The 12,254-nt window shown below is 68.7% G+C and carries 7 protein-coding genes; 3 read left to right on the top strand and 4 right to left on the bottom strand.

Annotated features, from left to right (window positions below; genetic code table 11):
- The first annotated feature begins 69 nt into the window (after positions 1 to 69).
- Both LO787_RS04700 and LO787_RS04695 read left to right on the top strand, forming a co-directional pair.
- Entirely contained in the window at positions 70 to 3,897 is a 3,828-nt protein-coding gene (locus tag LO787_RS04700; RefSeq protein WP_232494692.1) for a LamG domain-containing protein, read from the top strand.
- Positions 3,894 to 4,556, top strand: coding sequence for a LamG domain-containing protein (locus tag LO787_RS04695; RefSeq protein WP_232494691.1), 663 nt, complete (start codon positions 3,894 to 3,896; stop codon positions 4,554 to 4,556). Before LO787_RS04700 ends, LO787_RS04695 begins: the two co-directional genes overlap by 4 nt.
- A 292-nt stretch (positions 4,557 to 4,848) precedes the next feature.
- On the opposite strand, the gene LO787_RS04690 is transcribed toward LO787_RS04695, so the two are convergent.
- Entirely contained in the window at positions 4,849 to 5,634 is a 786-nt protein-coding gene (locus LO787_RS04690) for a ThuA domain-containing protein (protein WP_232494690.1), read from the bottom strand.
- Positions 5,635 to 6,010: 376 nt separating this feature from the next.
- Between LO787_RS04690 and LO787_RS04685 the strand changes: the two genes are divergently transcribed.
- On the top strand, positions 6,011 to 8,104 hold the full coding sequence (locus LO787_RS04685) for a TonB-dependent receptor (RefSeq protein ID WP_232494689.1): 2,094 nt from the start codon (positions 6,011 to 6,013) through the stop codon (positions 8,102 to 8,104).
- A gap of 12 nt (positions 8,105 to 8,116) precedes the next feature.
- On the opposite strand, the gene LO787_RS04680 is transcribed toward LO787_RS04685, so the two are convergent.
- The 3 genes from LO787_RS04680 to LO787_RS04670 are packed head-to-tail and all read right to left on the bottom strand — an operon-like array spanning position 8,117 to position 12,249.
- On the bottom strand, positions 8,117 to 9,112 hold the full coding sequence (locus LO787_RS04680) for a Csu type fimbrial protein (protein WP_232494688.1): 996 nt from the start codon (positions 9,110 to 9,112) through the stop codon (positions 8,117 to 8,119).
- Entirely contained in the window at positions 9,103 to 11,499 is a 2,397-nt protein-coding gene (locus tag LO787_RS04675; protein WP_232494687.1) for a fimbria/pilus outer membrane usher protein, read from the bottom strand. The genes LO787_RS04680 and LO787_RS04675 overlap by 10 nt, the downstream gene beginning before the upstream one ends.
- Before the next feature lie 6 nt (positions 11,500 to 11,505).
- On the bottom strand, positions 11,506 to 12,249 hold the full coding sequence (locus tag LO787_RS04670) for a fimbrial biogenesis chaperone (protein ID WP_232494686.1): 744 nt from the start codon (positions 12,247 to 12,249) through the stop codon (positions 11,506 to 11,508).
- Positions 12,250 to 12,254: the final 5 nt, after the last annotated feature.

Below are 12,254 nucleotides of genomic sequence, written 5' to 3'. Positions count from 1 at the left end.
ACGGGAAGGGCTGCCGGTCCGATCCCGCATGGGAGAGACATCCGCGTGTTGCATACCTTTCGGCGTTTCGTGGCTAATCGGGCCTGTTCTACCCTCGCTCTGGCCGTGGCCGGCCTCTGCGTCGCGGTGCCCGGCGCGCAGGCGCAGGATGCCGAAGGGCTGCTGTTCCGCGCGCCGCTGGACGACGGGTTCGACGCCACCGTCTCCGGCGGGGCGGCGGTGCCCAACTTCAAGAGCGATGTCTCGATCGTGCCCGACGGCGCGGTCGAGGGCGCGGGGCGCTGGACCGACGGCGGCTACGTCGCGTGGGAAGCGCCGGGCAACATGCTGGCGCAGCGCGGCACGCTCTCGTTCTTCTGGCGCAGCCACACGCCGGTGGGCGAAGCGCCCTTCGTGATCTTCCGCGCCAGCGCGGGCGACCATACCAGCTGGGACATGGCATTCCTGCGCATTGACTGGAACGGCCACGGCTTCGACGCCTTCGTGACCGACGCCAACCTTTCGCGCGTGCGCGTGAGCTGGACTATCCCGACCCCGCCGACGCCCGAGGCATGGCACCACGTCGCCTTCGGCTGGGACGAGGCGCAGGGCGTGCGGCTGTTCTGGGACGGCAAGCAGGTCGCCGCGAAGCAGCAGGCGGCGGACCTCGACATGGAACTCGACCAGTTCGGACTGGCGGGCCGCGTGATCGCGCCGCATCAGGTGCAGAGCCGCTACAACTTCATGCGCGGCTCCGACCTCGACGATATCCGCGTCTACGACCGCATGCTGGACGAGGGCAACGTCGCCCGGCTTGCGGCGCGGCAGGAACCGGCGGCTCCTCCGGCGCCGCCCGCCGCCGACATACGCGCTGCGTGGCTCCACCGCTTCGGCTGGGACACGGCGGCCCCGCCCGCGCTGGCGGAGGCGACCACCGTGGTGCGCAAGGTGGAATTCGCCGACGCCAAGGATCTCAAGGAATGGATGTGGAAGGGCATCGACGGCATCGCCGAGACGACCTGGCCCGGCGTCTACAACCGCTCCCGCCTGCCGGGGCGTGACGACTATTTCCAGCTCCCGGACTGGAACGTCTATGTCGAGGGCGGCAAGACCTACGAACTGACGCTGCCGCAGGGTGCCGCCTTCAACCGGGTGGAGATTCGCGGCGCGGCCTATGGCGCGCTGGAATGGTCGCCGGACGGCAAGGCGTCATGGAGCAGGCTGGCGACGCGGCGGAAGGGCGTGGTGCGCTCCGCCACCGATACGGCGGTCAAGACCGGCGGCGTGCTGCGCTTCACCAACGTGATGCAGGAACAGCCGATCCAGGAGATCTGGGCCTACGACATGCATCCGGGCGAGGTGCCCGCCGGAACCTTCCAGCTCAGCTACACCGTGAACGCCAAGGCCGCTTCCGACCTCGGCGCGCTGGACCGGCTCAACCGCTTCATCGCCGGGCGCTATCCCGCGCACGAGCGCGCCACCGTGGTCGCGCTGCCGACGAGCGGGGTGAAGGCGGCGGTCGGCGCGGGCAGCGCGGGCGCATCGGGCACCGCCGCCCGCAGCGCCGACGACCTGCCGCTGGTCCACGTCCTGCTCCCGTCGAACTTCGGCGATGCCCCGGCGGACCGCCCGCTGGCGCGCGCATGGAACTACGGCTGGGAGAACGTGCATGACGGGCTCGACGGCGTGGCGATCGACCTGCCCGCCATCGATGCGAAGCCCGATGCGAAGGGGCTGATCCCGCTCGACATCCGCATCAAGGATCCGATCTGGCCGGAACGGGACATGATCGACGTGCAGGTCTCGGTCCGTCCCGGACAGCCGCGCACGCTCTGGCTCGACCTGCGCGACCGCATCCTGACCGCCGACAGCCTCTACCTCACCGTCGCCTCCGCCGCGCCCGATTTCGGCGCGACCTCGCTCGACGGGATGAAGGTGCGGATGGTCTTCAAGGACCGCAAGGCGGCCATGGCGGAGCATGTCGCGGACCGCTTCAACCAGGTGAAGGACAACTGGGCCTTCCTGGTGGAAGAGCACACCGCCTCCAAGCGCGCGGGGCTCTACCGCCGCCTCTACGGCGACATCACCGACCTCCTGCGCGTCGATCCGGACAATCTGGAGGCGCGGCGCTACTGGGCGGACATCGGCTATTCGCAGGACCAGCTGCCGCCATTCGTCCAGCCCGAGGCACCTGCGGGCGTGCCGCTCTGGGCCTTCCGCCAGCTCGAAGACCTCAAGCTGACGCGCGAGTTCGTGAACTGGTGGATCGACAAGCGGCAGGTGCCTTACGGCGACTTCGGCGGCGGCATCTCGGACGATACCGACCTCACGCAGCAGTGGCCGGGCCTTGCGCTCATGGGCGTCGATCCGGACAAGATCAACGCCTCGCTGAAGGCACTGTCGGATGCGGTCTACAAAAACGGGATGATCGTCAACGGGCTGAGCTTCATCAGCACCGACGAACTCCACGTCTACGAGGAAGGCATCAATTCCGACGCCGAGCGGCTCTACCTCAACTGGGGCGAGCCCAAGGCGGTCGAGCGGATGATGGCGACGGTGCGCGGCCTGAAGGACGTGATCCGCGTCAATCCCGCCGGGCACATGCACATCTCCTCAAGCTGGTACGGCGGCAGCAAGATCTACCGCGACGAGCCATGGGCGTGGCAGAAACCCTATGGTTTCGTCATCATGCACACCCCGGTCCTGCTGGGCGTGTTCAACGCCGACCCGACCGCGCGCGGCATGGTCACGGGGCTGATCGACGGGCTGCTGGCGCACGGCAAGCAGGGCGCGGACGGGCTCTGGACCTTCCCCAACGACATCAGCTTCGACCACGACACCGAGCGCGCGGGCGACGGCGGCGGGGCTTCGCTGCCGATGCAGTCGGCCTGGGCGGCATGGCGCTTCACCGGCGACGACAAGTACCTGCGCCCGGTGCTCGGCCGCCTCGGCAAGAGCAACTTCGCGCCGCTGACGGAGATCAACGAGAACGCCATCACCGTGCTCGACAAGCGCAGCGCGTGGCGCGACGCGGTGCTCAAGGCGGCGGCGGGCGGCAACGACTTCGCCCGGTTCGAGGCATGGAACGCGACCGGCGACCGGTCGTGGCTGGAGGCGCTGAACGCGGCGGGCATCGCCGACAAGGCCCAGCACATGTACATGTACACCGAGGGCCATTGGTGGAGCGACCGCGTGGATGCGCCCAACGAACTGCTCCAGCGCGAGCGGCTCGGCGGCATCGCGCTCAAGCGCAACCAGACTTATCCGGGCAACGCGGTGAGCTGGCGCTTCGCCGATCCCGAGGCGGCGGTGAAGGTCGCGCTGCTGGTGCGCGATGCGACGCCGGAGCGCTTCACCGTCGTCGCCTACAACACCACAGCCACCGAACAGCGCGCCGAGATGGGGACATGGAACGTCACCGCCGGCACCTGGGAGATGACGCAAGGCATCGCCCCGGACGGTGGAGACACGGCACAGAACGGCACCGAGACGCGCCTTGTGGAGCTTGAACGGGGCGCGGCGCTGCCCGTTGCTTTCGCACCGGGCACCACAACTGTCCTGACCTTCCGCCTGCGCGACAAGGCCGCCACCCAGCCCGAGCATCGCCCCGATCTCGGCATCGGACCCGACGACGTGACCCGCAAGGGCAACCGCATCGGCGTGACGGTCCACAGCCTCGGCTCGGTCGATGCGCCCGCCGGAACGGTGACGCTGGAGACGCCGGAGGGCAAGGTGCTCTCGACGGTCCCGGTCACCGCGCTCGCCGCGCCGCGCGATCTGTCGCCGCGTACTGCTCAGGTCTCGCTCACCGTGCCGAAGGGCGCGCCGTCCGTACTGCATGTGCGGGTATCGGCGGGCGTGCCGGAAGTGACGCAGCGCAACAACCTGGTCGTGCTTGGCGGGGAGGGCGGTCGATGAGCCTGCGCGTAGCCCTGCTTCTCGCGCTGGTCCTGTCGCCAGCCCCGGCGCTGGCGCGTCAGGTGACGTGGACCTTCGACAACCTGCAGAGCATCGGCAAGCTGCGCCCGCAGGTGGTCGGCGATCCCAAGGTGGAGGACAGCACGGTCGGCAAGGCCGTGGTGTTCGACGGGGTGGACGATGCCCTCTACCTTGGCCGCCATCCACTGGCGGGTGCGGCGCAGTTCACCGTGGAGGCGACGTTCCGGCCCGACGGTGGCGCGTTCGAGCAGCGCTGGCTGCACCTCGCCTCCGACGATCCGGCGAACCAGACGCGGATGCTGTTCGAGATCCGCGTGGTCGGCGATTCGTGGTATCTCGACAGCTTCGTGAAGGGGAAGGGCTATTCGCAGGTGCTGATCGACCCGAAGAAGCTTCATCCGGTGGGCCGCTGGTATCACGTCGCCCAGACCTTCGACGGCAAGACTTATCGCAGCTACGTGGACGGCGTCCTCGAATGCGAGGCGACGCTTGAGAATTTCTCACCGCAGATGCCGGGAAATGCATCGGTCGGCGTGCGCTATAATCGCGTCAACTACTTTCATGGAGCAGTCCGCACGGCGCGTTTTACTGATCGGGCGCTGAAACCGGGCGCTTTCAAGCTCTTGCGCCGAAAGTAGAAACGCGCCGTTGCACAACGGCATTGCATGATCGCCGCAAAGATTTCGGTGGATTGCCCTGTCAGGCAGATGACCTGAGCCGCCACATCATGTATGATCGTGGTCATGTCGATCTTATGCATGATTGGGCGGCACAGGCCGTCCGCCGTGTCGATCGCGCGCGACAACGGCGATGGATATCACGCGCTGTGTGACTGCTGTTCCGTGCCCATCGTGCGGTCGCGGACCGGCCCGTGGCGGGCGGCTCCCGCTCCGGTCAGGCCCGGACGATCCCCCGCAATCTGACTTAGCCCTAACGCCTGCCTTTCCCGGCGATTCCGGCGGCCCATAGCAGGCCGCCGCGAACGTGGTTCAGGACCACGGGATCCTGCCAGGCTTCGGGAGGATGGCCGAGCGCGGTGTAGAACACCCGCCCGCCCTCGAAGGCGTGCGCCCACGCGATCGGCTGCAACCCGGTGTCTGGCTCGCCGATCGAGGTGGGGGACAGGGTCAGGAGCGGCTTGAGCGTCGGATCGACGTCGGCGAGCCAGTACCATTCGTCGGTGAGCGTGAACTCCGTGGGCAGCCCATCGATGGCCGGGTGCGAGGTTGGCGAGCGCCGCAGCGTGCCGGTCGGCGTGCCCTTGGGATGGCGGGCGAAGCGCGCGCCGATCATCCGTCCGTACCAGTCCCAGCCATAGTGCGAGTCGGCTGCGCCGTGGATCGCCAGAACGCCCCCGCCGCGTCGCATGAAGCTCTGGAACGCGGTTCGCCGCGCGCCTGTCAGCCATTCGGTTTCGGGCTGGTTGCGCCGCGTGGTGGTGCTGACCAGCGCGATCACGCGCACATTGTCGAGCGGCCGGTCGAACCGTTCGGGCGCGTCGGTCGTCTCGACCAACATGCCCGCCTCCTTCGCCATGGCGGCGATGGCGGCGGCGGCAGGCTCGATCGATGCATGGCGGAAGCCGGTGGTGTGCGTGACGATGAGAACCGTGCCCGGCCCCTTGCGCCGCGCCTCGGCGGGACTCGCGAGGCCGGCAAATGTCGTTAGCGCTATCAAAATCAGCGCCAGAAGCCGTGCTCGGACTGCGATGCGCATTTCTTCTCTCTCCCCGCCGTGCGCCGTGATCCGGCGTCGCCGCGGGCAGCCTAGGCAGAGATTGCTGGCGCCACAACCGGTTACTGCCCGAACCCGAGCACCGTAAGGGCCACGAGGCGCCGATTTGCTGTGTCGGAGCAGACTTCGGCGCAGCTACGTCAGCCAAATCTTAACCATGCTTTATCGATTTGGCGCCTAATCGCCGCCCCAGAATACGGAGTTTTGCGTAGGCCATCTGGGGCCGGTGGCGGCAGCGGGGCGGCGTGTCACCGGGCCGACCTCAGGGGTCTGCGAATGTCCGGCGGCAACGCCGTCCAGTTGAACAAGAACCCAGTCCGGTTGCGTATTCGCCGGTCGGGAATGTGGGGTTCCAGTTATGTCCGTCCGTCTCGTAAGCCATGTCGCACTGGTCTGGGCCGCCGTCATGAGCACGCCCGTCGTCGCGCAGGAAGAGGGGCCCGCCGCCGACGCCGCGAATGACGGCGACATCATCGTCACCGCCCGCAAGCGCGAGGAACGCGCCATCGACGTGCCGATCGCGGTCACGGCGATAAGCGGCGCCACGCTGGAGAAGCGCGGCGCGCGCAACCTTGCGGACTTCCTGCAGGAAGCACCCGGCGTCGGCATCTACGACGGCGGGTCGGCGCTCGGCACCAAGATCACGATCCGCGGCATCTCGACTTCGCTCGGCGCGAACGAGAACGGCTTCTACCTCGACGACCTGCCGTTCACCGGCGTCACCGTGCCGCTCAGCCCCGACGTGCGTTCCTGGGATCTCGACCGCGTGGAGATCCTGCGCGGGCCGCAGGGCACGCTGTTCGGCGAAGGCTCGATGGGCGGCACCGTGCGCATCCTGACGCGCGGCGCGGACCTCGACAACTGGGAGGCCAAGGCGCAGGGCATGGTGTCCGACACCAAGGGCGGCGGCACCAACGGCGGCGCCAAGGGCGCGTTCAACGCCCCGATCATCCCCGGCGTCCTCGCGGTGCGCGTCGCCGGCACGCACGAGCGCTATCAGGGCTGGATCGACAACAGCGATGCCGGCACCACCAACGTCAACGACCAGACTTACGACACCTTCCGCGCCAAGGCGCGCTTCGACCCGACCGACCGCCTGTCGTTCACCGGCAGCTACTGGTGGTCGAAGTCCGACTTCCCCGAAGGCGGCAGCAATGCGCGCGACGGGGCGCAGCAGTCGCGCTCGACGGTGCCGTCCAGCAAGAGCCGCATGGAGCTTTACGGCGGCACCGCGCGCTACGATCTGGGTGGGGCGGAGCTGTTCTACTCCTACTCGCACCTCGACTTCGGCGTGCCGCAGCAGGGCGCGTCGCCGTTCGGCAGCATCGACGTCAACATCGACATCGCGGTGGACGCGCATGAACTGCGCCTCGCCTCGACCGGCGACGGGCCGCTCAAGTGGACCGTGGGCGGCTATGCCCGCAACAGCCAGCGCAACGACACGGTGAAGTTCCCGGCCTTCGGCGTGGACAACGACGCCGAATTGCGCACCCGCGCCCGCGCCCTGTTCGGCGAAGCGACCTACACGCTGCCGGGCGCGCCGATCGACCTGACCGCAGGCCTGCGCTACTTCGAGGACCGCCTGCGCGGCTTCGAGGCGAACTCGGGCGTCGTCACCGACCAGCCGGGGAACACCTACCATTCGTGGAACCCGCGCTTCTCCGTCGCGTGGCATCCGGTCGAGAACACGACGATCTATGCCAGTGCCGCCAAGGGCTTCCGCTCCGGCCAGCTCCAGCCGACCGTGCCGCTGACGCTCGGCCCGATCTACGGGGTGAACCTGCCCGCCGCGCTCAGCCAGGATTCGATCTGGACCTACGAAGTCGGCGCCAAGGCCGACCTGTGGGGCCGCAGGCTGACGCTCGAAGGCGCGGTGTTCTACAGCGACTGGAAGGACGTGGCCGTCCGCATCCCGATCCCGGGCACCTCGTTCAACGGCCTCATCAATTCCGACGGCACGCGCACCAAGGGCGTGGAGCTGAGCCTCGTCGCGCAGCCGGTGAAGGGCCTGAGCCTGTCGGCGGGTGGCGCCTACGTGGACGCCGAATATGTCGGCGCGGTGGACGGCACGGCCATCGTCAAGGGCTCGGCGGTCGACGACGTGGCGAAGTTCACCGCCAATGCCGCGATCGACTACAGCACCGCGATCACCGACACCCTGCAGGCGTTCGGACGCATCGGCTGGCAGCACAGCTCGCCGCGCCGCAATTCGTCCTATTCCTACTTCCTGCCGGGCGACACCATCGACCGCGTCGATGCGCGCATCGGCTTCGATTTCGAGCGGTTCACCGTGGCCTTCTTCGCCGACAACCTGACGAACGAGGGCGGGGCGACCAGCTACCGCTCGGTCGAGCAGCTCTCGGCGACCGAGTTCGACATCACCTCCAACCGCCTGCGTCCGCGCACGGTGGGCATCGAGGCGAGCTTCGACTTCGGCGGCCCGGCGCGCTGATCGCGTCGCCAGTCAGAACGTCACGTCGATCCGCACGGTGTCGGTATAGGCTCCGGCGGGCGGCGTGACCTGGCCCGGCAGCACTTCCGCCCGGTAGGTATAGCCCTGCGTGGTGACGGAATCGTAGGTTCCGGCGTTGGTGTCCGCGCCGGAACTGCTGCGCCTGTCCGTCCCGGTCGGGCCCCAGCGGCTGGTCGAGGTGGCGGACTTGTAGATGTCGTAGCTGATGTAGTTGCTCGTCGTGCCCGCCCGCATCCGGCGTACCCCGTTGAGCGCGTTGCCGCCGTTGTCGAGGCCGACGCTGTAGGACGCCCCGGCGCTGCAGCGGATCAGGATGGTCCGGGTGATCGGGTTGAAGCTGCTCACCAGCGGGGCAGAGCCGAAAGTCGCGTTGGGCGCGGTGATGATGCAGTCGTTCTGGATCACGAGCTGCACGTTGATCCTTACCGCCGTGCCGCTGCCCCATGTCGGTGCGCCCAGGACTGGCCGCACGAAGCCCGGGCTCGCCGAATAGCTCAGGCACGCCACCACCCCCACCGAACACACCGAGTAGTACCAGCGCAGGTCCATGAAGCCGTTGTAGGTTCCCGCGGGCAGCGCCGACTTGGGCACGGTGCGGATGTAGATCGGCACCGTGCTGTTGGTCCCCGAGAACAGGCTGAGCACGCTGAGCGAGGAAAGGTTCTGGAACGTCCCCACCGTCATCGCCGTGCCGTTCTGCGTCAGCGAGGGGATGAACGAGATCGTCTGGCTGTTCGGCCCGGTAAGCAGGAAGGTGGTCGCGTCCAGCCGCAGCCCGACGTAATGCGTGGTCAGCAGGGCCAGGGTGACGTCGCACTGGAGCCCCGCCGAGCCGCTCCCCTGCTGCGCGGTCGCGGCGACGGCGTAGGAACTCGGTGTTCCGAGCGAGACGGTCGATCCCGCGACCGTGCAGGCCGAAGCCGGAGTGGCAGCCATCGCCAATGCGAGCGCCATGATGGGCAGCAGCTTGCGGAAGATCAGCGGCATGTGAGCCTGCCGAGATCGATGATCTGGTTTCCGCCAGGCGTGGCCGGGAAGGTCATCCGGCAGCTTGCGCCTTCGGGCAACTGCACTTCCACCACGTTCTGCGCGGCCACGTTCTCCATGTAGAGCATCCCGTCCCACCCCATGTACGTCCTGTCGGTCTGGTTCACCGTGACGAGCGAGCCTGCCGGAAGCGGCGCGCCGGTTGCGTCGGTGGCGATGGCGCGGGCGGGGCTCATGCGCTGGACGGGGAAGCGGATCACATGTCCGCTGCCCGCCGCGATGGCGATCTTGCGGCTGACGACCGGCGCCTTGACGCTGGCGGGCAGGCCCAGCGTGTCGATGTCGTAGCGCGCGGGATAATAGGCGCTGGCGGCGGGGATGAGGAGCTGGCCGTTGCGGTTGGTCTCGCCGATGAGCTGGTTCTCGTAGCGCACCGGCACGCCCGCCTCGCCCCCGGTGTTCACCACCGCGAAGGCGTCGGTCACGCGGTTGGCGGCGAAGACCGCACCGTCCATGAAGACGAGAGATCCGCTCGCGCCGAACCAGCCGGTCGCGTCGTCGCGGCCATAGGCGCCCGCGCGCAGTTGTATGGGTTGGGTCCGCCATGCCACGTCGCCGCGCAGGTAGGGCCTGCCGCCGTCCTCGCTGAAGGCGCTGGCGTTCCAGCCGAAGCCGCCATCGGTGGGCACCGCACGCGTGTAGTCGGCACGCACGCCCGTCCGGCCCCGGTCGTCGCGCGATACTCCGCCGCTGACCATGCCACTGCCGAGCGGGATCGTCAGCGTCAGCGCGCCTGACCAGCGGCGCTCCGCGAACTCGCGCGAGACGGTGGCGTAGAGCCGCATGTCGCGCCAGAGCGGCAGCGCCCACGATGCATTGACGAGCCGGGTGTCGCGGCGCTCCAACTGGCGCAGGTCGAAGTAGCCGACGCCAAGCGTGCCCGCGCGGCCGAGCGAGAGGCTGGCGGTGGCGGCGGTCAGCCGCTCGCGCCTGCCGCGATCGTCGCGGTCGAGCAGGCCGAGGTCGAAGTATCGGCTGTCCTGCCGACTGTGGCGCACGCCGAGCGAGAGGTTCCGCGTCTGGTACTCGTAGCCGACCGTCAGTTGCCCGCCGCCATGCCCGCGCCCGAAGCTGCGGCTGTAGGATGCGCTCGCGACGCCGAAATTGCCGAGCTTCACCACGCCGCCGCCGCCGATCAGGCGCAGGCCCTCGGCAGCCTCGGCGCGCATCTCCAGCGTCACCCCACTGGTAAGGCCGTGGCGCCCATAGGCGCTGGCTGCCGGGGAGCCGTAGTCGAAGTTGCGGATTCCGTAATTGCGCCGCAGCGCGCCTCCGGCGACCGCGTAATCGGTCAGGCCGGGCCGCAGCAGCGCGCTGCTGACGTAGAACGGCATGGCCGTGGCGATGCTGCGGCCATGGATGTCGGTGACGATCAGGTTCGCCTCGCCCCGCCCGTTGATCGGCGGCAGCGTGTCGAGTGCGAAGGGGCCGGGATTGACCCGGCTTCCGGCGATGCGCTGGCCGTTGACGACGAGATCGACCGTGGAGGGCAGCGCGGCGCTCCCGGCGAATTCGGGCAGCGGATAAGTGATGACGTCCGGGCGTATCGCGAAATCGCGCGAGACCTGCGCCCCGCCGAGCCGCACTGCCGGAGCCCAGGCCAGCGTGCGCGTGATGACGTCGCCCGCCTCCACCGTGGTCACGCTGCGCTCGTCCGACCAGCGCCAGTGCGTGTCGTAGCGGATGAAGCTGCGACCCGCGCCGGTCTGCACGGCGGACGTGGAGGAGAACACGCCAAGGCGCCCGAACACGCGCAGTTCCTGCCAGAGCGAACCCTGCGTCGTCCCCCTGCCGCCGGTCACGTAGAGATCGTAGTTCAGCAGCGCCCCGGTATCCTGCTCGGCCCGGCGGAAGCCGCCCTGCCGCCCGCCGATGTACTGGGACGGCAGGTAGTTCGGCGTCACCGTCAGGTGCAGTTGCTGATGCGCTACGTCGTAGGCGGCGGCGACACCGTCAAGCTGGTCGACGAACAGCGTCTCTTCGAGCCTGTCGAACTGCATCCCCGCGCGGCGCAGGTCGTTGGCGCGAAGCTGGAAGCGGCTACCCCGCTTGATGACCGGGGCCACGATCCCGCGCTCCATGCCGTTGACGACGAGTTCCAGTTCCAGCCGCTGGTCGATCTCCATGTCGATGCGATCGGGGGGAGGGGGCAACTCGGAAAAGACCTCCGCCTCGGGGGCCGGGGCGTCGGGGGCGAGCGCCAGTAGGGGCCATGCCGGATCCTCCGCCGCCCGTGTCGCGACCGGCGCGAGCAGGCTCGCCACGATCGCCGCCGCCAGCGGCAGGAGCCGGCGGAGAAGCGGTGGCGAAAGGATGGCGGCGGGCATTCGGGGTCATTCCGGCAACCGCTCGATACGCGCGTCCGGCTCTCCGTTGAGCTTGGCGACGAGTTCGCCCCTGGCGCTCACGTCGCCGGGAAGCGGCCAGCGCATCGTCGCGCCGGGCAGGACGTAGCCGAACAGGCCCTGTCCGATCTTCGCCTTCTCGCCGGTGAACGCCACGTCGGTCAGCCGGGCGTGTCCTGCGCCGTCGTTGCGTATTTCCAGAAACCGGCCCTTGGCATCCGATCCCGCGCGCCATGCGAGATGGGGCGGCGGGGGCGGCGCGCCCTTGTTGTCCTTCTTTCCCGCACCTTTTGCGTAAGAGAACAGCGGCAGCGAATAGCGCATGCGGAACGCGATGGAGGCGCCCGCAGCCTGCTGGGCGTCCGCCGTCGGGATCTGGTCGACGACGATGCGGTAGGGCTTTTCCGCTACGCCCGGAGGCGGCACCGTCCGGGTCAGGCGCACAAGTTGCCGCTCGCCCGGCGCGATGCTGAGGATCGGCGGGGTGCCGAGCACCTCGTTCTGCGCCGCATAGACGTTCTCCCCATCCCGCTGCGCCCACGCATAGACGCGGACCTGCAGGGTGACGGGCGTGCGACCGGGGTTCTCCAGCCAGAGCGCGGCGGCGGGTTCGTCGGCCTCGATCACCGGATTGACGGGCCAGATGAGCAGCGAGCCGGGTGTTTGCGCGCTCGCAAAATTGCCGGGCAGGGCGGCCAGAACGATTGCGGCGGCGACTGGGACATTTCTCATCGGCT

It is taken from the genome of Novosphingobium kaempferiae (assembly GCF_021227995.1).
GTDB lineage: Bacteria > Pseudomonadota > Alphaproteobacteria > Sphingomonadales > Sphingomonadaceae > Novosphingobium > Novosphingobium kaempferiae.
The sequence above is the reverse complement of the archived record's forward strand: the minus strand, read 5'-3'. Positions and strand labels throughout refer to the sequence as shown.